18 protein-coding genes, 1 other RNA gene and 1 pseudogene are annotated in these 23,509 nt (G+C 71.2%); 16 read left to right on the top strand and 4 right to left on the bottom strand.

Translation table 11 applies throughout. The annotated features are described in order from the left end of the window. Positions 1 to 4: 4 nt before the first annotated feature. On the bottom strand, positions 5 to 1,363 hold the full coding sequence (locus tag ACFYWY_RS15800) for an ABC transporter substrate-binding protein (protein WP_389185717.1): 1,359 nt from the start codon (positions 1,361 to 1,363) through the stop codon (positions 5 to 7). A 157-nt stretch (positions 1,364 to 1,520) separates the two neighbouring features. After that, complete coding sequence (locus ACFYWY_RS15795) at positions 1,521 to 5,042, bottom strand: FHA domain-containing protein (protein ID WP_389185714.1); 3,522 nt, start codon at positions 5,040 to 5,042, stop codon at positions 1,521 to 1,523. Between the two features lie 446 nt (positions 5,043 to 5,488). Between ACFYWY_RS15795 and ACFYWY_RS15790 the strand changes: the two genes are divergently transcribed. From ACFYWY_RS15790 to ACFYWY_RS15775, 4 genes are all read left to right on the top strand, one after another. Next, positions 5,489 to 7,129, top strand: a complete 1,641-nt coding sequence (locus tag ACFYWY_RS15790; RefSeq protein ID WP_389185711.1) for a serine/threonine-protein kinase — start codon at positions 5,489 to 5,491, stop codon at positions 7,127 to 7,129. A 221-nt stretch (positions 7,130 to 7,350) separates the two neighbouring features. Continuing rightward, on the top strand, positions 7,351 to 8,625 hold the full coding sequence (locus tag ACFYWY_RS15785) for a serine/threonine-protein kinase (RefSeq protein WP_389185709.1): 1,275 nt from the start codon (positions 7,351 to 7,353) through the stop codon (positions 8,623 to 8,625). A 38-nt stretch (positions 8,626 to 8,663) separates the two neighbouring features. Continuing rightward, entirely contained in the window at positions 8,664 to 9,770 is a 1,107-nt protein-coding gene (gene prfB / locus ACFYWY_RS15780) for a peptide chain release factor 2 (RefSeq protein WP_389185706.1), read from the top strand. 271 nt (positions 9,771 to 10,041) lie between these two features. Further along, entirely contained in the window at positions 10,042 to 10,707 is a 666-nt protein-coding gene (locus ACFYWY_RS15775; RefSeq protein WP_389185703.1) for a hypothetical protein, read from the top strand. Positions 10,708 to 10,806: 99 nt separating this feature from the next. Here ACFYWY_RS15775 and ACFYWY_RS15770 read toward each other — a convergent pair whose 3' ends face one another. Next, the gene (locus tag ACFYWY_RS15770) at positions 10,807 to 11,001 is read right to left on the bottom strand and encodes a hypothetical protein (protein ID WP_389185701.1); all 195 of its coding nucleotides are present in this window, start codon (positions 10,999 to 11,001) and stop codon (positions 10,807 to 10,809) included. A 249-nt stretch (positions 11,002 to 11,250) separates the two neighbouring features. On the opposite strand from ACFYWY_RS15770, the gene ftsE reads away from it, so the two are divergent. The 5 genes from ftsE (at position 11,251) to ssrA (ending at position 15,144) form a co-directional block, all read left to right on the top strand. Further along, complete coding sequence (gene ftsE, locus ACFYWY_RS15765; RefSeq protein WP_389185698.1) at positions 11,251 to 11,940, top strand: cell division ATP-binding protein FtsE; 690 nt, start codon at positions 11,251 to 11,253, stop codon at positions 11,938 to 11,940. Between the two features lie 40 nt (positions 11,941 to 11,980). Further along, the gene (ftsX, locus tag ACFYWY_RS15760; RefSeq protein WP_389185695.1) at positions 11,981 to 12,898 is read left to right on the top strand and encodes a permease-like cell division protein FtsX; all 918 of its coding nucleotides are present in this window, start codon (positions 11,981 to 11,983) and stop codon (positions 12,896 to 12,898) included. 67 nt (positions 12,899 to 12,965) lie between these two features. Further along, on the top strand, positions 12,966 to 14,117 hold the full coding sequence (locus ACFYWY_RS15755) for a S41 family peptidase (RefSeq protein ID WP_389185692.1): 1,152 nt from the start codon (positions 12,966 to 12,968) through the stop codon (positions 14,115 to 14,117). Positions 14,118 to 14,135: 18 nt separating this feature from the next. After that, positions 14,136 to 14,615 carry an SsrA-binding protein SmpB gene (gene smpB / locus ACFYWY_RS15750; RefSeq protein WP_389185690.1) on the top strand — a complete coding sequence of 160 codons (480 nt, stop codon included), beginning with the start codon at positions 14,136 to 14,138 and terminating at the stop codon, positions 14,613 to 14,615. A gap of 144 nt (positions 14,616 to 14,759) precedes the next feature. After that, positions 14,760 to 15,144, top strand: a transfer-messenger RNA (tmRNA) gene (gene ssrA / locus ACFYWY_RS15745). Positions 15,145 to 15,171: 27 nt separating this feature from the next. Here the strand turns inward: ssrA and ACFYWY_RS15740 are convergent. Continuing rightward, on the bottom strand, positions 15,172 to 16,371 hold the full coding sequence (locus ACFYWY_RS15740; RefSeq protein WP_389185687.1) for an MFS transporter: 1,200 nt from the start codon (positions 16,369 to 16,371) through the stop codon (positions 15,172 to 15,174). A gap of 369 nt (positions 16,372 to 16,740) precedes the next feature. On the opposite strand from ACFYWY_RS15740, the pseudogene ACFYWY_RS15735 reads away from it, so the two are divergent. From ACFYWY_RS15735 to ACFYWY_RS15705, 7 genes and pseudogenes are all read left to right on the top strand, one after another. Next, positions 16,741 to 17,679: pseudogene (locus ACFYWY_RS15735) on the top strand (LysR family transcriptional regulator); the annotation flags it as partial. Positions 17,680 to 17,942: 263 nt separating this feature from the next. Then, positions 17,943 to 19,283 carry a nitrate/nitrite transporter gene (locus tag ACFYWY_RS15730; protein ID WP_389185683.1) on the top strand — a complete coding sequence of 447 codons (1,341 nt, stop codon included), beginning with the start codon at positions 17,943 to 17,945 and terminating at the stop codon, positions 19,281 to 19,283. Positions 19,284 to 19,368: 85 nt separating this feature from the next. Beyond that, positions 19,369 to 20,511 carry a uroporphyrinogen-III synthase gene (locus tag ACFYWY_RS15725; protein ID WP_389185681.1) on the top strand — a complete coding sequence of 381 codons (1,143 nt, stop codon included), beginning with the start codon at positions 19,369 to 19,371 and terminating at the stop codon, positions 20,509 to 20,511. Between the two features lie 69 nt (positions 20,512 to 20,580). After that, complete coding sequence (locus tag ACFYWY_RS15720; protein WP_389185678.1) at positions 20,581 to 21,117, top strand: GNAT family N-acetyltransferase; 537 nt, start codon at positions 20,581 to 20,583, stop codon at positions 21,115 to 21,117. A gap of 236 nt (positions 21,118 to 21,353) precedes the next feature. Further along, entirely contained in the window at positions 21,354 to 21,962 is a 609-nt protein-coding gene (locus tag ACFYWY_RS15715) for a CGNR zinc finger domain-containing protein (protein WP_389185676.1), read from the top strand. A gap of 131 nt (positions 21,963 to 22,093) precedes the next feature. After that, positions 22,094 to 22,681, top strand: coding sequence for a sigma-70 family RNA polymerase sigma factor (locus ACFYWY_RS15710; protein ID WP_142217417.1), 588 nt, complete (start codon positions 22,094 to 22,096; stop codon positions 22,679 to 22,681). Continuing rightward, complete coding sequence (locus ACFYWY_RS15705; protein WP_389185673.1) at positions 22,678 to 23,505, top strand: anti-sigma factor family protein; 828 nt, start codon at positions 22,678 to 22,680, stop codon at positions 23,503 to 23,505. Before ACFYWY_RS15710 ends, ACFYWY_RS15705 begins: the two co-directional genes overlap by 4 nt. Positions 23,506 to 23,509: the final 4 nt, after the last annotated feature.

Here is a 23,509-nt window from a genome sequence, read left to right as displayed (position 1 = left end):
CGCGTCAGCTCTTGTACGCCTTGGCCGCGTCCGACTCCAGCTTCTGCTGGGCCCCCGCGACGTCCTTCGGGTTCTTCAGGAAGTCCTGCAGCGCCTTCCACTCACCCTTGCCGGGCGTGCCACCGAACGACTGCGGCATCTGGTCCGACATGTCGAAGCGGAAGTCGTCGCCCGCCGCGATCAGCGCCTTGGCGATGTCGCGCTGCACATCATTGGGGTACGCGGCGAGGTCCAGGGCCTTGTTCGGCGAGATGAACCCGCCCGACGACGCCGAGATCTTCGCCGCGTCCGGAGAGGCGAGGAAGGTCAGCAGCGCCTGCGCGCCCTTGGAGTCCTTCAGTGCCACGGCCGCGTCTCCGCCCGTCACCACCGGAGGCTCCGAACCGACCGCCGGGAACGGGAAGACCTTCGCGTCCGTACCGATCTTGGCCTCGGTCTGCGCGATGTTGACGGTCACGAAGTCGCCCTCGAAGACCATCGCGCCCTTGGGCTGGTCGCCCCCGCTGAAGGTCTGGGTGACCGATGCCGGGAACTCCGTCTGCAGCGCTCCGTCCGCGCCGCCCGAGATCAGCGTCGGCTTGCCGAACAGCTCGCCGAGCGTGGTCAGCGCGGATTTCACGGACGGGTCGGTCCACTTGATCTTGTGCTGGGCGAGCTGGTCATACTTCTCCGGGCCCGCCTGGGAGAGATAGACGTTCTCGAACCAGTCGGTGAGCGTCCAGCCGTCGGCGCCGGCCACCGAGACGGGGGTGACGCCCGACGCGGAGATCGTCTCGGCCGTCGAGAGGAATTCCTTCCAGGTCTTCGGCTCCTGCGCCCCCGCGTTCTCGAAGGCGGCGTTGTTGTACCAGACCAGGGACTTATTGGCGGCCTTGTAGTACACGCCGTACTGCGTGCCGCCCACCGCGCCGAGGTCCTGCCAGCCCTTGGAGTAGTTCTTCGCCAGCTGTGCCTTGGCCTCCGCGCCGACGGGCTTGGCCCATTTACGCTGGACGGCCTGCTGGATCGCGCCCACCTGGGGGAGCATCGCGACATCGGGAGGACTGCCGCCCGCGATCTTCGTACCGAGGAAGTTGACGATCGGGTCCTGCGCCGGGACGAAGGTGACCGTGGCCCCGGTGCGCTTCTCGAACTCCTTGAGGACCTTGGTGAAGTTCTCCTGCTCGGGGCCGCTCCAGACCGCGGCAACTTCTATCTTCTCGCCGTTCAGCTTGGGCAGTTGGACGGTGGTGGAGGACTCCTTGCCCTTGCTCTCGCCCGGTTTCGCCTTGTCGTCCTTGTTGTCGCCGCAGCCGGTGATGGCGAGGGCGCCGATGGCGGCGAAAATCACTGCGGCCCTGCCCGTACGAAGAGTTGTGCGCATCACTGCCCCGTCTCTTCCGTGCGCTGTCCCGAGCGCTTCCCGTCGACAGGTGTACGCCCGGTATCCGGGTGCCGCAATACCGCACCAGGCGTCAACAAGCCTTTTGTGATGGCCTTGTGACGTGATGTCATGTCAAAGATCGGAGCTGTGCCGCCGCTCAGGGGCGGGCCGGAGTCAGCGGCGGAACCGGAGCCGCGTCCACCGATCGTGCAGCTCGCTCCAGCGCACTGGCCAAGAGTGCCAAGTCCGTTGGGCCATTGCCCAGTTCACGTATGGGGCGGCGGGTCGGCGGATCGCCCATCCGCTCCCACTCGAGCGGCACCACAGTGGGACGCGAGGTCGCCGTACGCGGAATGCGTCCCGTCACCCGGCCGCTCTGGAACGGCGTCACCCGGCCGTCCGGATGTCCGAGCCTGCCGCGACCCGGAGCGGGGTCCTCCGGTCCCGGAGAGGTCGGCGGCGCGTCCAGCACCGCGCGCAGCCGCGCACCCTGCGCCAGCTCCGTCTCGGCCGTGCGGTCGGGGCGCGCGGACGTCGCCACCAGATGTACGCCGAGCCGCTCGCCGTCGCGGGCCACGGCCTCCAGCGCCCGTACGACCGAACCGGCCGCGGGGCGTCCAGGGCTGCCGAGCGCCGGGGCGACCAGTGCGTCGAAGTCGTCCACCAGCACGACGAGCCGGGGCAGCGGGGCGGGCCCCTGCGCCTTCGTACGAGCGCCGGGGCGCAGCCGGAGCGTGCCGGTGGAAGAGGAGTCCAAGTCGCCGCGCTGCTCGGCGGCGCTCGGCGGGCGCTGGCCCACCATCCGGTCGGCCAGCTCGCGCTGCGTGTGCCACTCGGCGAAGCCCACGCTGCCGAGCAGCTCGGACCGGCGCTTCAGCTCGGCGCCCAGCGCCTGTGCGAAGGCCCGCATCCGGACCGGGTCGGAGGCCACCAAGTGCTCGGTGACATGCGGCAGTTCAGCGCAGGCCGCGAGCCCTTCGCCGCGCTCGCCGCCTGCTCCGTCGACAAGCAGCAGGCCGAGCCGGTCGGGGCGGCCCGCGGCGGCCAGCGAGGCCGCGACGGAACGCAGCAGCTCCGTACGCCCGCTGCCGGCCGGGCCCTCGATCAGCAGATGCGGGCCCTCTTCGATCAGATCGACGGCCAGCGGGCCGTACGGACCCGCGCCGAGCACGCTGGTGCCGTCGCCCGCGGACGCCCAGCGCGCCATCAGCGATGCGGGCGTGGCGCGGGCCAGGCCGAGCTCGTCAAGGAGCCGCGCGGACCGGGGGAGCGCCACGGCCCTGCCCGGGTGAGCGCCCGTGCCCCCGCCCTCGGCGCGCAGGGGTGCGAGCGCGCGGCCGAAGCGCTCCGCCCAGGCCGCCGACACCGCGTCCACCGCGCCGACCGTGCCGTGCCCGGCGGGCTGCCCGCCCGCCGTACGCATCAGGCGCAGTGCGGTCGCCACATCGCCGCTGAGCAGGGCGACCGCCCCGCACTCGCGGAAGGCGAGGGAGGCCGCGCACGCCGTCTCGTACGTCGCGGTGACCGGGGAAGCGGCTGAGGCGGCCGGGGTCTCGGCCAGACAGATCAGATGGATCCCGGCCGCCGAGCCTGCGCCGGCCAGCCGGGCCGTCGTCTCGCGCAGCACTGCCGAGCCCGGGTCGCCGTCGACGATGACGACGGTGCGGGCCCCTTCGTACCGCGCGGCGGCCTCGGCGAGGGACCTGCGGTCGGCGCTCGGCCAGCCGGGACCGAGCGGGCCGTCGTCCAGCCTGCGGGTGAGCTCCGCGCTCCGGGCGGTGGCCTGGTCCCGGTCGTACGCGAGCAGCAGCCGGCAGTCCTGGCCGTGGGCGGGCCGCAGATGCGGCAGCCAGCCGAGCCAGGCCCACTCGGCCCTGCGCTCCTCCAGGCTCCGGGTCCGGTCCGTGCTGATCAGCACGATCTCCAGGTCCACCGGCGAGTGCAGCGCGGCGAGCTGGGCCACGGCGGACCTGGCGAGACCGGCCAGCCGCGCCCGCGGCCCCGCGAGGCCCAGCGAACCGGCCTCGCGCAGGCCGACGGTCACCGGCACGGCGGGCAGCTCGGCCCGGTCGGCGGTGCCGAGCCGCACGACGAGTGACTCCGGATGCCCGGGCCCGCGCTCCCAGAGCCGGGGGCCGGGGCCGAGCGCGGTGAGCAGGACGGCGGCGGGGTCGGGCCAGCTCTCGACGACGGGACCGGCGCTGACGGGCGGCCCGGGCTGCGGCGCGACCTCGGCGGCGGGCTCCTCCCGCCCACCGGTCAGCCGCCGCGCCCAGGCGCCTATGCCCCGCCTGCGTCCGACCCCCTGGGGCAGCCTGGTCCCGTGCGCGGGAGTGCCATGCCCCATGGGCCCGGCGGAGGGCGCCTCGCCCTGACCGTCGGCGGCCCTGGCATGCACGGCGTCGCCCTCGGGACCGCCCGCGGGACGGCTCGGGTACAGCGTCCCGGCGTCGCCGCGGCCGGCGCTGGTGGGGGCGGACGGGGCGTAGGGGTCGTACTGGGTGGTCACGCGGGGGGTGGTGTTGTACGGGGCGGAGTAGGCCCCGGGGCCTACTCCACCGGGGGCGTGCGCGGCGGGGGCGGGGCGGTCCTGCGCAGCGCCGGAGCCGTAGCCGTCCTGCGAACCGCCGGAGCCGGTGCCTGAACCGGCCACGTCGGTGCCGTGCAGAGCCGGTCCGTCTGGACGGAGAGGGCCCTGTGCCGGGCCACCGGTTCCTGAACCGCCCGCGCCGGAGGCGTAGGCAGCCGACCCGGCCGCGCCGGAGCCGCGGTCTGATGCGGCGGCGCCCGAGCCGTACGGAGCAGACCCGTCGCGGCCGGAACCGCCCTGTCCCGGGCCAGCGGTACGCCGGCCAGCGGCACCCGGGCCGACGGTGCCCGCGCCGTCTCCCGAGCCGCCCGGCCCGGAGGCCTGCGCAGCCGACCCGCCGACGCCCGGTTCGCCCGACCCGTCAGCAGGGTCTTCCGCGCCAGTGCCCCGCGTCACCCGCAGGTGTCCCTCGCCGTCCGGAGCCGTGGCCAGGCCCGGCGTCCGGTCGCACGGGGCCAGGCGGAGCGTCGATTCGCCCAGGCGCAGCAGCGCGCCCGCGGGCAGGCGGACCGGGCGCGCGTCCACCGGTGTGCCGTCCAGCGTCGTGCCGTTCGTCGAGCCGAGGTCCGCGACCGTGACCCGGCCGTCCTCGGCGACCGTGACCGCGCAGTGCAGCCGCGAGACGTCCGGGTCGTCCAGCGGTACGTCCGCGTCGGCACGGCGGCCGATCCTGATCTGGCCGCCGTGCAGCAGATGGACGCCGCCCGCGTCCGGGCCCGCCACCACATGGAGCTGGGCGGACGCGTCCTCAGTCGGCGACTCGTCGTCGCGGGGGACCTGCAGACTGAGCACCGCGCCGTCGACCAGCGGCGGCTCGCCCAGAGTGCGGCGCTGGGCGTCGAGCCGCTCCTGGCCCGCGTACAGCACGACCGAGCCCGAGATGTCCGGGCCGGAGACGGCCGCCGCCAGACCGGAGGCCACAGCGGCCAGTGCTGTTCCGGCGGGTGCGGTGATCAGCACGTCGCACGCGCGCGCGGCGGAGGCCTGTCCTGCGGAGCCTTGTCCCGCGGAGGACTGTTCCGCGTAAGCGTGTCCCGCGGCCGCGGACTGCCCGCTGCACGGCGCGAGGACGGTCAGCCGGATCTGCATCGCCGTCAGCAATCCCTTCTGCGCGGGGTACCCGGCAGGGGAGCCGCCCTGTGATCGCCCCCACCCGGCAGGTCGGCACGGGGGCGCGAGGCTCCCTCCCTCACGACTCCGTGCTGAAGGCATCCTCGCACCTGCCACTGACAACACGCCCGGGGGACATCAGTTAGTGATCTTGATTGGTCGGCTCTGGACGTAAAAGTGCCTGGTTGGGATCTGATCCGGAACGTCAGTGATGTGCGCGGCACGGTCGTTCGGCAACCATCCGTACGATGCCCGCGTCTTTCTTTCGAACACCGCTGGGCAGGCGAGGGACGGACAACCGACGGGCAACTGGACGGACGACCGGCCGGTTCCCCGCCCGGCGGCACTAAAGTGGGTCGGACACCCGGGCAGGGCACAGTGGCCCGGGACCACGCAAGGACCACGATCAGCAGGGAGCACATGACGTGCGGCCGGTAGGCAGCAAGTACCTGCTCGAGGAGCCCCTCGGGCGCGGCGCCACGGGTACCGTCTGGCGGGCGCGCCAGCGCGAGACCGCGGGCGCCGAGGCGGCCGTGGCGGGCCAGCCGGGCGAGACCGTCGCGATCAAGGTCCTCAAGGAGGAGCTGGCGAACGACGCGGACGTGGTGATGCGCTTCCTGCGGGAGCGCTCCGTCCTGCTCCGCCTGACCCACCCGAACATCGTGCGCACCCGGGATCTCGTCGTCGAGGGCGATCTCCTCGCACTCGTGATGGATCTGGTCGACGGCCCTGACCTGCACCGTTATCTCCGTGACAACGGCCCCTTCTCGCCGGTCGCCGCATCTCTCCTCACCGCCCAGATCGCGGACGCGCTCGCCGCCAGCCACGCCGACGGCGTCGTCCACCGCGACCTCAAGCCCGCGAACGTCCTGCTCAAGAATGACGCCGACGGCCAGATGCACCCGATGCTGACCGACTTCGGCATCGCGCGCCTCGCGGACTCCCCGGGCCTGACCCGTACGCACGAATTCGTCGGCACGCCCGCATACGTCGCGCCCGAGTCCGCAGAGGGCCGCCCGCAGACCTCCGCCGTCGACATCTACGGCGCGGGCATCCTGCTGTACGAACTGGTCACCGGCAGGCCCCCGTTCGCCGGCGGCACCGCCCTCGAAGTGCTCCACCGCCACCTGAGCGAGGAGCCGCGCCGCCCCACCACCGTTCCCGAGCCGCTGTGGACGGTCATAGAGCGCTGCCTGCGCAAGGAGCCCGCCGAGCGGCCCAGCGCCGAGAACCTCGGCCGCGCCCTGCGCACCGTCGCCGCCGGCGTCGGCGTGCACTCCACGCCCGCGCAGGTCGACGCCGCGCTCGGGGTCGCCGCGCTGCTCGCGCCCGACCCGTCGCCGGCCCCGGTGCCCGGCCTCCCGGGTGCGGCCGACCCGACACAGGTGCTGCCGAGCAACGCCGGTGCGTACGACCCCGCTGCGTACGACCCCAATGGCGCGACCAGCGTCATGCAGCAGACGGGCAACCCGCCGAACGGCGGCGACCCGACCGCGTTCATGCCCCCCGTACCCCCGGGCCAGCCGCGTCCCGAGGACCCGCACCCCTGGCAGTCCCAGCTCCGGGCGGCGCGCGACCGCAACGAGCAGACGCAGGTCCAGTACCTCGACCCGAGCCAGGACCCGCTGCGCCGTCGCCCGCAGCGCCCGCAGCAGCGGCCACAGCAGCAGCCGCAGCGTCCGCAGCAGCAGTACGCACCGCAGGCCCAGCCTCAGCGCCCGCAGCCGCAGCGGTACGCCCCGCCACCGCCGCAGCAACAGCAGTACGCGCCTCCGCAGCCGCCGCCCCAGCAGCCCGTGCCGCGCCAGCCGAGGCAGCGCAGCGCCAACCCGATGCGGATCCCGGGCCTCGGCTGCCTCAAGGGCTGCCTGTTCAGCGTGGTCCTGCTCATCGTCGCGGGCTGGCTGATCTGGGAGCTGACCCCGCTCCAGGAGTGGGTCGCGCAGGGCAGGAGCTACTGGGAGGCCATCGGCGACGGCATCTCGAAGGTGACGGGCTGGATCTCGGACCTGGGGGCTTCGGACCCGGGCACCGGTTCCGGCACCGGTTCCGGCACCGGACAGTAGCCACTGAGTGGTTTTGTCGACTTCTGCGGCCTAATTCGCCCGCAGAAGTGAAGGTTGGCGCCATCCGGGCCACACAGCCCCCGGATGCCCGCGTACCTTACTCAGGTGCGCCTCGCGTGTCCCCGTCGGTCACGGTGCTCGGCCTGCTCTTCGGGCCGGGGGTCCGGGGGTTGTCCCCCGGGTAGACACAGCGGGCAACGCCAGCCGCTGAGGGAGCAGTCTTGGCACGGAATATCGGCAGCCGGTACACGGCCCACCAGATCCTGGGGCGGGGCAGCGCCGGCACGGTGTGGCTCGGCGAGGGGCCGGAAGGCCCCGTCGCCATCAAGCTGTTGCGCGAGGACCTGGCGTCCGACCAGGAGCTGGTCGGACGCTTCGTACAGGAGCGCACGGCCCTGCTCGGACTCGAGCACCCGAGGGTCGTCGGCGTCCGCGACCTCGTCGTCGACGGCAACGATCTGGCGCTCGTCATGGACCTCGTCCGAGGCACCGATCTGCGCACCCGTCTCGACCGGGAGCGCCGCCTCGCCCCCGAGGCGGCGGTCGCGATCATCGCGGACGTCGCCGACGGCCTCGCCGCCGCCCACGCCGCCGGGGTCGTCCACCGCGACGTCAAGCCGGAGAACATCCTCCTCGACATGGAGGGCCCGCTCGGCCCCGCCGGATCCCACCCGGCGCTGCTCACCGACTTCGGCGTCGCCAAGCTGATCGACACCCCGCGCCGCACCAAGGCGCTGCGCCCCACCGGCGCGAACCCGCCGAACCCCTCGGGCATCATCGGCACCCCCGACTACATCGCCCCGGAGATCGTCGAGGGCCTGCCGCCCCGGGCCGCGGTCGACATCTACGCCCTCGCCACCGTCCTGTACGAGCTCCTCGCCGGCTTCACCCCCTTCGGCGGCGGCCACCCCGGCGCGGTCCTGCGCCGCCATGTCACCGAGACCGTGGTCCCCCTCCCGGGCATCCCCGACGAGCTGTGGCAGCTCGTCGTCCAGTGCCTGGCGAAGGCGCCCGCCTCCCGGCTGCGCGCCTCCGAGCTGGCCACCCGCCTGCACGACCTGCTTCCGCTGCTCGCCGGCATGCCGCCGCTCGACGTCGACGAGCCGGACGCCGAGCCGCCCGCGGAGCCCTACGAGGACGTGGTGCGGGCCGCCACCCCCGGCGAACCCCGCCGCCGCGGCGCCGTCCCCCTCGTCCCCGGCGCGGCCCCCGCGGACTCCAACCGCGACACCCACACCTCGATGCGAGTCCCGGCCCCGGACGAGCTTGCGGGCGGCGCCCGCGGCACGGCCCGTGCCCCTCGCACCCCGGGCCAGCGCCGCCCGGGATCTGCCCGCCACAAGTCCGACGCGGTCCGCAAGCGCCGCATCACCCTGGGCGTCGCGGCGCTCGCGGTGGCCGTGGCGGTGGCGGTCGGCGGCTGGCTTGCCGCAAGCGCCGACGGCACGGACGCGCCCCCGCAGGACTCGAAGCAGTCCGCACCCGCGGAACCCTAGGGGGTCGGGGTGTCGCGCCCAGCCGTTACGCTGGACGCGTGGCAGTCGTCGATGTATCCGAAGAGCTGAAGTCCCTCTCCTCGACCATGGGGTCGATCGAGGCCGTCCTGGACCTCGAGAAGATGAGGGCAGATATTGCCGTGCTCGAGGAGCAGGCCGCGGCGCCGTCCCTCTGGGACGACCCGGAGGCGGCGCAGAAGATCACCAGCAAGCTTTCGCACCTCCAGGCCGAGCTCCGCAAGACCGAGGCGCTCCGTAACCGGATCGACGACCTGAGCGTGCTCTTCGAGCTCGCAGAGGCCGAGGACGACGCGGACACCCTCGCGGAGGCCGAGTCCGAGCTCATCGACGTCCGCAAGGCGCTGGAGGAGATGGAGGTACGCACCCTCCTGTCCGGTGAGTACGACGAGCGCGAGGCGCTGGTCAACATCCGCGCAGAGGCGGGCGGCGTCGACGCCTCCGACTTCGCCGAGCGGCTGCAGCGCATGTATCTGCGCTGGGCCGAGCGCCACGGCTACTCCACCGAGGTCTACGAGACGTCGTACGCCGAAGAGGCCGGCATCAAGTCGACCACCTTCGTGGTGAAGTCGCCGTACGCCTACGGCACGCTCTCCGTCGAGCAGGGCACCCACCGCCTGGTGCGCATCTCGCCGTTCGACAACCAGGGCCGGCGCCAGACGTCCTTCGCGGGTGTCGAGGTGCTGCCGGTCGTCGAGAAGACGGACCACATGGAGATCGACGAGTCCGAGCTGCGCGTCGATGTGTACCGCGCGTCGGGCCCCGGCGGTCAGGGCGTCAACACGACCGACTCGGCGGTGCGTCTGACGCACATCCCGACCGGTATCGTCGTCTCCTGCCAGAACGAGCGCTCGCAGATCCAGAACAAGGCGAGCGCGATGAACGTCCTTCAGGCGAAGCTGCTCGAGCGCCGCCGTCAGGAGGAGCAGGCCGTGATGGACGCCCTCAAGGGCGACGGCGGCAACTCCTGGGGAAACCAGATGCGTTCGTACGTCCTGCACCCGTACCAGATGGTCAAGGACCTGCGTACGGAGTTCGAAGTGGGCAACCCGCAGGCGGTACTTGACGGTGAGATCGACGGCTTCCTGGAAGCCGGAATTCGCTGGCGCAAGCAGCAGGAGAAGTAACAGCTCGCTTTGTCGACAAGGGAACTGCCGCCTCAGGGGCGGCAGTTCCCTTTTTATGTCACAGTTGCATCCGCGCAGGTCAGGCAAGCTCCCTCATACCGGACATCGCACGCGCAACGACCTTGACGCTAGTGCGAAAACTGGGAAAGCTGACGCGCGGCATGCGTATCGCTGGGGCGCGTGTGAATTGGGGGAAGACAGGATTACCCCCGACCGAAGTCGCCCCGGGCGCTGCTCCATTGACGAATTAGCTACTGGGGGTAGCAGCCAGATGACCAAGAAGACGCGGATCCGTGTGGCGCGAATAGCTGCAGGCGCGGTGATCGCTGCCGGTGCGTCGCTGACCGCTGCCGGCGCCGCCTCGGCCGTCGGTGTCGGTATCGACGTGGGTCCCCTCAAGGTGTCGGCGAACGCCGACGAGAGTGGCATCGACGCCGGTATCGGTATCGACGGCCCTACTGACACTCCGACGGAGATCCCGACGGACATTCCGACGGATGTCCCCACCGACATCCCGACCGATGTCCCGACGGACGTCCCCACGGATGTTCCCACCGATGTCCCGACCGATGTCCCCACGGACAAGCCCACCGGCAAGCCGACCGACAAGCCCACGGGCAAGCCGACCGACAAGCCGGAGAAGCCGGGCAAGCCCACCGACGACCCGTCCGAGGACCCGTCGAACCCGGGTAACGGCAACGACGGCGACGCCGGTACCTGCACCGTCGACCTCGACGGTGCCGAGTGCGCCGACAACACCGACACCGACAGCGCCGGCTCCAAGCCGGTCGAGCAGGGCAAGGCCAAGGAGGAGCTGGCGGAGACCGGCGCCGCCGAGACCACCTTCCTGCTCATCGGTGCCGCGACGATGATCGCCGGTGGCATCGGCTTCCGTATGCTGCCGCGTCTCGCCGGTGGCGGTCGCACCGTCGCCTAAGCGATAAGCGACAGCGACACAGCTCGTAGCAGTACGCGGAAGGGCCCGGGGTGCGATCCAGCGCCCCGGGCCCTTCCGTATGCGTAAAGCGGTCCCGCCCTAGGCGGTCTGGTGCGCGGCCAGCAGGGCCACGGCCGCGATCAGTATCACCAGCAGGGTCAGCAGCGCCACCGGGCTCAGGCCGCCGAAGGGGCCCTGCTGCTGCAGTCGCTCGCGGTTCGCCCGGCAGACCGGGCAGCGACCCTCTGTGACCGGGGCCGCGCAGTTGGCGCACACCAATCGGTCATAGGTCATGCGCTCTCCTCCTCCCGCGCGCCGGAGCCGCAGGCGCGGACCGTAAGCACAGTTCTCTCCCGACAACGCTCAGGGAAACGCCACCGTTCCCCTACCACTGTGCCAGCTCGCGCGTGTTTCGGCGCGCCCCGCCGGATTCCACCCGTTCCACACCAGGACAAAATGCGCAACCTGGGACGTCGACTGCGCGCTCCAGTCCGCTTCGCGTAAGGTCACGCACACCTACTCCCGGCCGACCGTGGTGCACCCGTGATCCGATTCGACAACGTCTCCAAGATCTACCCCAAGCAGAGCCGCCCCGCCCTGCGCGACGTCTCACTCGACATCGCCAAGGGAGAGTTCGTCTTCCTCGTCGGCTCGTCCGGTTCCGGCAAGTCGACTTTCCTGCGGCTGGTTCTGCGCGAGGAGCGCGCCAGCCAGGGCCTGGTGCATGTCCTCGGCAAGGACCTGGCCCGGCTGTCCAACTGGAAGGTGCCGCACATGCGCCGCCAGCTGGGCACCGTCTTCCAGGACTTCCGGCTGCTGCCCAACAAGACCGTCGCGGAGAACGTGGCGTTCGCGCAAGAGGTCATCGGCAAGCCGCGCGGTGAGATCCGCAAGGCCGTGCCCCAGGTCCTCGACCTCGTCGGCCTCGGCGGCAAGGAGGACCGGATGCCCGGTGAGCTCTCCGGCGGTGAGCAGCAGCGCGTCGCGATCGCGCGGGCCTTCGTCAACCGCCCCATGCTGCTGATCGCGGACGAGCCGACCGGCAACCTCGACCCGCAGACCTCCGTGGGCATCATGAAGCTTCTGGACCGGATCAACAGGACCGGTACCACGGTGATCATGGCGACTCACGACCAGAACATCGTCGACCAGATGCGCAAGCGCGTCATCGAGCTCGAAAAGGGCCGTCTCGTACGCGACCAGGCACGCGGCGTCTACGGCTACCAGCACTGAGCCCGTAGAGCGACACGACTGAAAGGCTGAAGGACTCGCCATGCGCGCCCAGTTCGTACTGTCGGAGATCGGCGTCGGTCTCCGCCGCAATCTCACGATGACCTTCGCCGTCGTCGTCTCCGTAGCCCTCTCGCTCGCCCTCTTCGGCGGCGCGCTGCTCATGCGTGAGCAGGTCAGCACGATGAAGGACTACTGGTACGACAAGGTCAACGTCTCGATCTTCCTCTGCAACAAGAACGACGCGGCCACCTCTCCCAAGTGCGCCAAGGGAGCGGTCACCGCACAGCAGAAGCAGCAGATCGAGTCCGATCTCGAGAAGATGGACGTCGTCGCGTCCGTCCAGCGCGAGTCGGCCGAAGAGGCGTACAAGCACTACAAGGAGCAGTACGGCGACACACCCATCGCCTCCACCATCACGCCTGACCAGATGCAGGAGTCGTTCCGGGTCAAGCTGGACGATCCGGAGAAGTACAAGGTCGTCGCAACCGCCTTCGCCGGTCGCGACGGGGTGCAGTCCGTCCAGGACCAGCGCAACATCCTGCAGAACCTCTTCGACCTGATGAACGGCATGAGGATCGCCGCTCTCTGCGTGATGGGCCTGATGCTTGTCATTGCCATGATGCTGATCGTCAACACCGTGCGGGTTTCGGCGTTCAGCCGTAGGCGTGAGACCGGGATCATGCGGCTGGTGGGAGCCTCCAGCTTCTACATCCAGATGCCGTTCATCATGGAGGCCGCCTTCGCCGGGCTGCTCGGCGGCGGGGTCGCCTGCATCATGCTGCTGGTCGGCCGGTACTTCATGATTGACCATGGCCTGGCGCTCTCCCAGAAGATGCAGTTGGTCAACTTCATCGGCTGGGACGCGGTGCTCACCAAGCTCCCGCTGGTGCTCGCGATCGGCCTTCTGATGCCCGCCGTTGCGGCTTTCATCGCATTGCGCAAGTACCTCAAGGTGTGACAAGCACCCCGGGCGTCGTGCGGTCAACGGCCGTACGGCGCCCTTCGCTTGTCCTAGAGTGTTCGCCATGCCGGGCCCGGAGTTCAGCCCTCGGCCCCGCCGCATGCGCCGCGGGGCGGCCCTGACATTGGTCTTCGCAAGCGTTCTCGCCACCGCGGCCGCCACCAACGCGCTGCCGCGCGACAAGAACGATCCGCCCCTCTCCGCCCGTTCCGCCGCCGCGACCGTCGACCGCGACGACGTCGCCCGCGCCGCTGCCGAGGCGATGGCCGACGGCAAGTCCGGTACGCAAGCGGCCGAGGACGTCGTCAGCCGCAGCGGGGACCGCTGGGGCGCGGTGTACGACAAGAGCGAGTACGAGGAGTTCCAGCAGGCCCTCGACGGTGAGTACACGGGTGTGGGCCTGTGGGCGCGCCGGGCCGGGGACGGGCGGGTCGAGGTCGCCAGGGTCCAGCCCGGCGGCCCCGCCGCCAAGGCGGGCATCGTGGCCGGCGACCGGCTCCGTACGATCGACGGCCTCACGGTCGACGAGCGTCCCGTCACCGAGGTCGTGGCGCTGCTGCGCGGCGGCGACCGTACGAGGGTCACGCTGGGCCTGGAACGCGACGGCCGGGCCTGGACCGAGAGGCTGCTGCGCACCACGCTGACCACCGAGGCGGTCACCGTCCGGCAGCTGGCCGGCGGCGCCGTCATGATCAAGATCGCCTCCTTCACCAAGGGCTCGGGGACGCAGGTGCGGGACGCGGTCCGGGAAGCGCCCGCGGGCACCGGCGTCCTGCTCGATCTGCGCGGCAACGCGGGCGGCCTGGTCGCCGAGGCCGTCGCCGCCGCCTCCGCCTTCCTGGACGGCGGTCTGGTCGCCACGTACGACATACGGGGCGAGCAGCGCGCGCTGTACGCGACGCCGGGTGGGGACACCGAGAGACCCGTCGTCGCCCTCGTGGACGGCGGCACAATGAGCGCCGCCGAACTGGTCACCGGGGCGCTGCAGGACCGTGGCCGGGCGATCACCGTCGGTTCGCGCACTTTCGGCAAGGGCTCGGTCCAGATGCCCAGCAAGCTGCCCGACGGCTCGGTAGCCGAGCTGACCGTCGGCCACTACCGCACTCCGGCCGGTCACAGCGTCGACGGCCGGGGCATCACCCCGGACCTCACGGCGAGCGAGAGGGCCGAGGAACGGGCCCAGACAGTATTGAGTGGCCTCGGGGGCGGGTCTTAGTGCGAAAATGACCGCACTATGGCTAAGGAAACAGGGCGCAAGCTGATCGCGCAGAACAAGAAGGCGCGGCACGACTACCAGATCCTCGACACCTATGAGTGCGGTCTCGTGCTGACGGGCACCGAGGTGAAGTCGCTGCGTCAGGGACGGGCCTCGCTGGTGGACGGCTTCGTCCAGATCGACGACCACGAAGCGTGGCTGCACAACGTCCACGTGCCGGAGTACACCCAGGGGACGTGGACCAACCACAGCGCGCGGCGCAAGCGGAAGCTGCTGATGCACCGCGCGGAGATCGACAAGCTCGAGTCGAAGTCGCAGGAGACGGGGCACACGATCGTGCCCCTGGTGCTGTACTTCAAGGACGGCCGGGCGAAGGTCGAGATCGCGCTGGCGAAGGGCAAGAAGGAGTACGACAAGCGACAGACGCTGCGGGAGAAGCAGGACCGGCGGGAGACGGACCGCGTGATCTCGGCGGCGAAGCGGCGGCAGCGGGCCTGAAGCCCGACGCCTGAAGCCCGACGCCTGACACCTGACCCGACGCCTGACACCTGGCCGGACGGAATATGGTGGCACCGTCGTGCGTCGGTCACGTACGATGGCATCTGCACCTCACAGCGGGTGCATGCATTGAAAACTCAACATGGGGATGATCGGTTTCGACAGCGGATGTCGAAGCAGGGGAAGCGAGCCGAGGAAGCGGCAATGATCTCGTTAACCATATGTCGCAACCAATAATCGCCACTTCCAAGAGCGATTCCCGCGCCTTCGCGCTCGCTGCCTAATTAGCAGCTAGCGAAGGCCTTCGGGTGTCAGCCCGGGGCTGTTCCCGACCCGGATCCTGGCATCAGCTAGGGAACTAAACCTCTAAGCCCGGTCACGGGGCATAGAGGGAAACCAAACAGTGACTGAGCCCGTCGGAGACTTGTTCGCGTGATCTCCGGGGCTGAGAAAATCGCAGCGAACTGCGCTCGGAGAAGCCCTGATTCCGCACCGTTGGACGCGGGTTCGATTCCCGCCATCTCCACTCATCCCATGTGAGGCGAAGGCCCGGCTGTCACGACAGCCGGGCCTTTGTCGTGCCTGCCACCGCGAGGGCCACGACCAGGGCCAGCGCCGCCGCCACCACCGGGACGGCGTAGCCGTGCGCCGCGCCCAGGTGCTCCACCGTCCAGCCGGCGGTCGCCGAGCCGGCCGCGATGCCGCCGAGGATCGCGGTGACGGCGAGTGTCATGCCCTCGTTCAGGCTGCTCTGCGGGGTCAGCCGCTGGACCAGGGTCATCCCGGTCACCATCGTCGGTGCGGTCGCCGCGCCCGCCAGCAGCAGGGCGGCGGCGAGGAGGGCCGCCGAGCCCGTGCCGGCGGCGAGCAGCGGCAGGGTCATCAGGGCCGTCATGGCGGCGAGACAGGCGGCCAGCCGGCCGGACAGGCCGCGGGCGGGCCGCATCGCCCCGTACAGCAGGCCCGCTGTGCCCGACCCGGCGGCCTGCAGCGCGAGCAGCAGCCCCGCCCCGGGGCCGGTCAGATACGCGAGCGTTGTGACCTCCAGCGCGCCGAAGACCGCGCCGGTGGCGAGGAAGACGGCGAGCAGCGGCGCCATCCCGGCCGTACGCAGCGGGGAGCGTGTCCCGGCCGGGCGGGGCGTGACCGGCGGCTCGGTGGAGCGCTGGGCTGCGAAGATCAGTACGCCGGTCACCATCAGGACCGCGCCCGTGAGCGTGCCCGCCTCCGGGAAGAGCGCGGCGCACAGGAACGCCGCGAGCACCGGCCCGAGCATGAAGCACAGCTCGTCGGCGGCCTGCTCGAAGGAGTTCGCGGTGTGCAGCGTTGCCTGGTCCCCGCGGTGGATGTGGGCCCAGCGGGCGCGGGACATGCCGCCGGTGTTGGGGGTGGTGGCGGTCGCGGCGTACGCGGCGAAGAGCGTCCAGTCGGGCGCGTCGTAATGCACGCAGAGCAGGAGGGCCAGCGAGCCGAGCGCGGCGAGCGCGGTGGCGGGCACGGCGATACGGGCCTGCCCGTGCCGGTCCACCAGCCGCGCGGTCCATGGCGCGACCAGCGCGGTGACGGCGAGCCCGGTCGCGGTGACGGCTCCGGCGAGGGCATACGAGCCGCGTGATCCGGCGATCATGATGACGGCGCTGACGCTGAACATTCCCATGGGGAGGCGGGCGAGGAGATTGCCCGCGGTGAAGGCGGGGGCGCCGGGGGGCGCGAAGAGTTGCCGGTAGGGGGCGAGGGGTCCGGCCTTGCGGGTCATTCCCCCGCCCCTGGGGCTCCGCCCCAGAACCGGCTCCTCAATCTCCCCCAGGCTTCGCCCGGGGGGACCCCCGGGCTTGATTTCCGCTTCAAGCCTCGCCGGCGATTGAGGCGTGGGGGTCCCCCCACGCCCGCAGGCGTAGGGGGTGGGGGCACCTCCCATGCCCGAAGGGCTATGGGGGAGGTCCGGGGCGGGGCCCCGGTTACGGGATGGGGCGGGGTGGGGAACAGACCCGCCGCAGGCGTCGGCGGGAGGGCTGGCTGAATGCGGCATGGACCAACCCTCGCCACGGGGCCCTCAGGCGGTCCAACACCTGCTCGGACACCATTGACGCACTCGTGTTGTAAGTTCGGCGGCGTGCCCCGAGACATGGACCCCCGGCTCCTCCGCGCCTTCGTCGCCGTCGCCGGCGAGCTGCACTTCACCCGTGCCGCCGCCCGCCTGTACATCGCGCAGCAGGCCCTCAGCCGCGATATCCGGCGCCTCGAGCGCGAGTTGGGCGCCGACCTGTTCGTACGGACCACCCGGCAGGTGACGCTCACGGCCGACGGCGAGCGGCTGCTGCCTTACGCCCGGCGGGTGCTGGCGGCCCAGGACGATCTGCTGGCGGCCGCCGCGGGGGCCTCACGGCCGCTGCTCGTCGATCTCAACAGCGAGGGCATGGCATCGGGCCGGGTACTGGCGCGGGCGCGGGAGCTCGCCCCCGAGTGCGAGCTGATGGCCCGCTTCGAGAGCGGGCTGACCGGCGCCGCCGCCGAGATCGTCGCCGGGCGGCTCGACGTCTCCTTCGGGCGCTTCGCCGGGCTCGAGCCCTCCGTACGGGCGCTCCTGTCCCATCAGCCCGTACGGTACGAGCCGATGGCCGTCCTGCTGCCGCACGACCACCCGCTCGCCGGACGGGCGCGCATCCCGCTGGACGCGCTCGCGGGTGAGAGCGTGTACGCGGGGGCGGGCAATCCGCGGACCCTGGAGTGGACGGATCTGGCGCGTCGGCTCTTCGCCGGGCGGGGGATTCACATCGCGCCGCCCGCGCCGGTGGCCATCGGCGTCGAGGAGTTCCGGCGGGTGATGGCGAAGACCCGCAACCCGGTCCTGGCGGTCGTCGATTTTCCGGCTATGCCCGACACCGTGCTGCGCCCGGTCATCGATCCCGTACCGCTGTCGCCGCTGTCGATGGTGTGGCGCAAGGGGCTCCGTCACCCGGGCGTCGACGCGCTGCGGACGGCCGCCGCGCGACTGGCCGCGGAGGAGGGCTGGCTGGACCGTGATCCCGCCCACTGGCTGCCTGAGGACGACATGGCGCTGATGAGCGACCCCCGCCCGCCGACGGGTGACGCCCGGCCCGTGGCGGGTGACCCCCGGCCCGTGGCGGGTGACCCCCGGCCCCTGGCGGGTGACCCCCGGCTGCTGACGGGTGACGCCCAGCCCCTGACGGGTGACGCCCAGCGGCTCACAGACGCATCGGCCGCCGGGTGAGAGCAAGGTTTCGCGCCGGTCACCTCGGGCCACCGGGGGCGAAACGCGCCGCTCCTAGCGTCACTCCCACGACCCGACACCCGTGGAGGCTTGTGATGGCTGGCCGATGGATCGAACATTGGGACCCTGAGGACGAGGCTTTCTGGGAGGCCCGGGGAGAGCGGATTGCGCGACGCAATCTGGTCTTCTCCATCCTCTCCGAGCACATCGGGTTCTCGATCTGGACCTTGTGGTCCGTCCTGGTCCTGTTCATGGGACCGGAGTACGGGATCGACCCGGCCGGGAAGTTCTTCCTGGTGGCCATGGCGACGCTGGTCGGCGCCTTCATCCGGGTCCCGTACACCTTCGCCGTCGCCCGCTTCGGCGGCCGCAACTGGACGATAGTCGCGGCGTCGATGCTGCTCCTGCCGACGACCGCCGCCTTCGTGGTGATGGAGCCCGGGACCTCGTACACCACCTTCATGCTGGTCGCGATGCTCACCGGCGTGGGCGGCGGCAACTTCGCCTCCTCGATGACCAACATCAACTCCTTCTTCCCGCTGCGTAAGAAGGGCTGGGCGCTCGGACTGAACGCGGGCGGCGGCAACATCGGAGTGCCCGTCGTGCAGCTGGTCGGGCTCGCGGTCATCGGCGCGGCCGGCGGACCGCGCATGCTGCTCGGGATCTACCTCCCCTTCATCGCCGTCTCCGCGATCTGCGCCGCGCTCTTCATGGACAACCTCGCCCCGGTCAAGAACGACACCGGGGCCTCGAAGGACGCCGTGCGCGATCCGCACACCTGGATCATGTCCTTCCTCTACATCGGCACCTTCGGGTCGTTCATCGGCTACAGCTTCGCCTTCGGTCTGGTCCTCCAGACGCAGTTCGGGCGTACGCCGCTGCAGGCCGCGTCCATCACCTTCATCGGCCCGCTGCTCGGCTCGCTGATCCGGCCGGTCGGCGGACGGCTCGCCGACCGCTACGGCGGCGCGCGCATCACCCTGTGGAACTTCCTCGGGATGGGGGCGGCCACCGGGATCGTCGTCATCGCCTCGGTCCAGGAGTCGCTGGCGCTCTTCACCACGGCGTTCATCGTGCTCTTCGTGCTGACCGGGGTCGGCAACGGTTCCACGTACAAGATGATCCCGGGCATCTTCCAGGCGAAAGCGGTCGCAAAGGGCATGACCGGCGATGCGGCGGCCGCGTACGGGCGGCGGCTGTCCGGCGCGTCCATGGGGCTGATCGGCGCAGTGGGCGCGCTCGGCGGACTCGGCATCAACCTCGCCTTCCGCCAGTCCTTCCTGACCGCGGGCACCGGCACCTCCGCCTTCGTCGCCTTCCTCGCCTTCTACGCGGCCTGTTTCACGGTCACTTGGGCGGTATACCTTCGCCGGCCCGCCACCGCGGCAACGCCGGTTGCGGAGGCGAAGCCGCAACTCAGCTACGCAGAGGTGTAACACCGGCGAAATCCAGGCGAACCGAGCCTGTCACGCTTGCTTGACAGGCTCGGTCGTCCCATCCGCATACGTGGGGACGACAGCCATGCACGACCAACAGCTGCCCGGGCCGCTCGCCGGATTCACCGTCGGCGTCACCGCGGCACGGCGCGCCGACGAGCTCGGCGCGCTGCTCGGCCGACGCGGCGCCGCCGTGGTCCACGCTCCCGCACTGCGTATCGTCCCGCTCGCAGACGACGCCGAACTCCTCGCCGCCACCAAGGAGTTGATCGACCACCGGCCCGATGTGGTGGTCGCCACCACCGCGATCGGCTTCCGCGGCTGGGTGGAGGCCGCCGACGGCTGGGGGTACGGCGAGGAGCTGCTGGCCCGGCTGCGCGGCGTGGAGCTGCTGGCCCGCGGGCCGAAGGTGAAGGGCGCGATCCGCGCCGCCGGGCTGACCGAGGAGTGGTCCCCGCCGTCCGAATCGATGGCCGAAGTGCTCGACCGGCTGCTCACCCAGGGTGTCGCGGGCCGCCGGATCGCGCTTCAGCTGCACGGTGAGCCGCTGCCCGGTTTCGTCGAGTCGCTACGGGCCGGCGGGGCCGATGTCGTCGTCGTACCCGTCTACCGGTGGATGCCGCCGCAGGACCTTTCACCGCTCGACCGCATGCTTGACGCGACGGTCGCGCGCGCCCTGGACGCCCTCACCTTCACCAGCGCCCCGGCCGCCGCCTCTCTGCTCTCCCGCGCCGAGACCCGCGGACTCCTCCCCGAGCTGCTGCACGCCCTCGACCACGATGTGCTGGCCGCCTGCGTGGGTCCCGTCACCGCGCTGCCGCTGCAGGCCCACGGCATCTCCACGGTTCAGCCGGAGCGCTTCCGGCTCGGTCCGCTGGTGCAGCTGATCGGCCTTGAGCTGCCGTCCCGTGCCCGTACGCTGCCGATTGCCGGCCGCCGCGTCGAGATCCGCGGCCACGCGGTCCTGGTCGACGACGACCTGCGGCCCGTGCCGCCCGCCGGAATGGCCTTGCTGCGCGCGCTGTCCCGGCGCCCCGGCTGGGTCGTTTCCCGCTCCGACCTGCTGCGGACGCTGCCGGGCGCGGGCCGCGACGAGCACGCCGTCGAGACGGCGATGGCCCGGCTGCGCACGGCACTCGGCGCGCCCAAGCTGATCCAGACGGTCGTCAAGCGGGGCTACCGGCTGGCGCTGGACCCGGCCGCCGACACCAAGTACGCGGACGAGTGACGTATGAGTGCCGTGTGACGTACGAGAACGGCCGCGCAAGCGTCTGTCCAGGCGTCTACGGTACGCAGGATGAGCACTGATCCCGTACGTCTGGAGCCCGACGGGCCGGACGCCGCCGCCAGCCTCGCGGAGGAAGTCGCCCGGGCCCTGGTCCGCAATCGCGACCACATGCGTCCCTGGGATCCCGACCGCCCCGAGGCGTTCTTCACCCCCGAGGGGCAGGCCGCCCGGCTCGCCCCCCATCCGGCCACCAGGCGCTGGCACTTCACCGAAGGCTCGCGCGTCATCGGCGAGATCACTCTCTCCGGAATCGCCCTCGGACCGTTCTGCAGCGGGAATCTCGGCTACTGGATCGACGCCGCGTACACCGGCCGAGGGCTCGCCACGCGTGCGGTCGAGGAGGTCTGCCGGTCCGCCCGCCGGGACTTGGGCCTGCACCGCGTCCAGGCGGGCACCCTGATCGCCAACACCGCCTCCCAACGCGTTCTCGCCAAGTGCTCCTTCGAGCTGATCGGCACGGCCGCGCGCTATCTGCACATCGACGGCGCCTGGCGCGACCACCGCCTCTTCCAGCGGATCCTGCACGACGACCCCCCGACTCCCTGAAGTCCGGCGGAAGTTCACTCCTGGGGGCAAGCAACCTGGCGGGCCCCCTCTGCGGCAAGCAGTGGCCCGCGCCGAGCGCCCGGATGATGCCATTCCCGCATTACGAGGACATCGCGCCGGGCATCGCCCGCGACCAGAGCGCACGGGATGCGGCCGGACCTGGCAGGAGGGGTTCCGGCCGCACGCCCGGACAGGCACTCTGGTGGGGAGACCCGGCAGAGACCCAAGGCGGTGACATGCGCATGGCGGCAGGCGCGACGGGTGCGGCCGCGTACGACTGGAGGTTCGACTCCGGGCGGATCTGCCTCGACCTGGTGGCGACCGCGGAGGCGGCCCCCGGCGGGCCCGAGTCGCTGGACGGGCCAGGGCGGCTCGGCCTGTGGCTGGTCGGCGCAGGTCTGGTGCCCGCGGGTACCGGGCTCGCGGCCGTCGAGAGCCAGTGGGTGGGGCGCTTCGTCGAACTGCGGGACTGCGTGAGCCAGTTGGTGCGGGCTCAGATCGAAGGCCGCGGCGCCGAGTCCGCGCTGGAGCGGGTCAACGCCCTCGCCGCGGGAGCGCCGCCGGGCATCCGGGCCGTACCCGACGCGCAGGGCTCGCTCGTCCGGGCACTGAGCGCCGCGCCCGAGTGCGGGGCGCTGCTCGCCGCCGTCGCCCGCGACGCCGTGGAGCTGCTGACCGACCCGCCGGCCAGGGCGAGGCTGCGGCAGTGCGAGGGGGACAACTGCCGCCGCATCTATCTGGACACCTCCCGCGGACGGAGGCGGCGCTGGTGCTCCAGCGAGGTGTGCGGGAACCGCGAGCGGGTCGCCAGACACCGGCGCAGGGCCGCCGTGGCGAGGGCCTGAGACCGGCGCGGACCCTTCCTCGAAAGATCTTGAAACTTTTTCGGCGGGACGTTGAGTGATGCGTCTGCGGCCCCCGTAGTGATGGGGGAGAAGCAGTCAGCCAAAATCAGGGTCTCGACCGGGAGGTTCAGGTGCGCAAGGATGCCGCCGTGGCCGATGACCGTCCGCAAAGGGCCCGCCATCGAAGCGAGAAGCCACGCAACGACTCCTCAGCACCTGACGAGGAGCTCATGCGCGCGCTGTATCGCGAACATGCGGGACCTTTGCTTGCCTATGTACTCCGCCTCGTCGCCGGCGACCGCCAGCGAGCCGAGGACGTGGTGCAGGAGACGCTCATCCGTGCCTGGAAGAACGCCGGTCAGCTCAACCGAGCCACCGGCTCTGTCCGACCCTGGCTGGTGACGGTTGCACGCCGCATCGTCATCGACGGTCACCGCAGCCGGCAGGCCCGGCCGCAGGAGGTCGACCCGTCGCCGCTGGAGGTCATGCCCGCGGAGGACGAGATCGACAAGGCGTTGTGGCTGATGACGCTCTCAGATGCGCTCGATGATTTGACGCCCGCGCACCGGGAAGTCCTAGTCGAGACGTATTTCAAGGGGCGCACGGTCAATGAGGCGGCCGAGACGCTCGGCATACCCAGTGGGACGGTGCGGTCCCGGGTGTTCTACGCACTCCGTTCCATGAAGCTCGCTCTGGAGGAGAGGGGGGTCACGGCATGACCATGTATGAGCAGGAGTCCGTACACGATGCTGTCGGCGCGTATGTGCTCGGCATTCTGGACGACGCAGACGCCTCCGCCTTCGAGGCGCATCTGGCGGGCTGCGACATTTGCGCCGCCCACCTCGAGGAGTTCTCCGGGATGGAGCCGATGCTGGCCATGCTGGCGGAGGCCCCGATGCCGGCGCAGCAGCCGAATGTGCTGAACATGCCCGGCATGCGGTTCACGCCCGACGTCCCGCCGCCGCGCTCGGTCCCCGTGGTGCCCACCGCGCCCAGCCCGAAGCTGCTGGGCGGACTGCTCGACGAGGTCGCCGTCAAGCGCGCGGCCAAGCGCCGGCGCGGCATGTACATGATCGCGGCCGCCGCGGCCCTGATCATCGGCGGTCCCGCCGTCGCGGTCGTGGTCACGGCGGACGACTCCGGCACCAACGAGGCGATCGCCGATCCGCACCCGACCAGTCCCGCCGAGGACGCCTTCTTCAACCACATGGAGGAGAAGGTGCAGGCCACGGACGCGACCACCAAGGTCAGCGCCACCGTCGGCCTGGAGAAGAAGGGCTGGGGCACCCACACCGTTCTCGAACTGAAGAACGTCAAGGGCCCGCTCAAGTGCAATCTGATCGCCGTCTCCAAGAGCGGCGAGGAAGAGGTCGTGACCTCCTGGGCCGTCCCGAAGTGGGGCTACGGCATCGTGGACGGCCCGACCAAGGCGTCCAAGAACCCGCTCTACGTCCACGGCGGAGCGGCGATGGACCGGAACGATATCGACCACTTCGAGGTCCGCACCTTCGATGGCGACCGACTGGTGGAGGTCGAAGCCTGACAGA

The sequence above is a fragment of the Streptomyces sp. NPDC002870 genome (assembly GCF_042888505.1).
In the GTDB taxonomy this organism is placed as follows: Bacteria; Actinomycetota; Actinomycetes; order Streptomycetales; family Streptomycetaceae; genus Streptomyces.
Note: the sequence above shows the minus strand (reverse complement) of the source record. Positions and strands in the feature narration are given on the sequence as shown.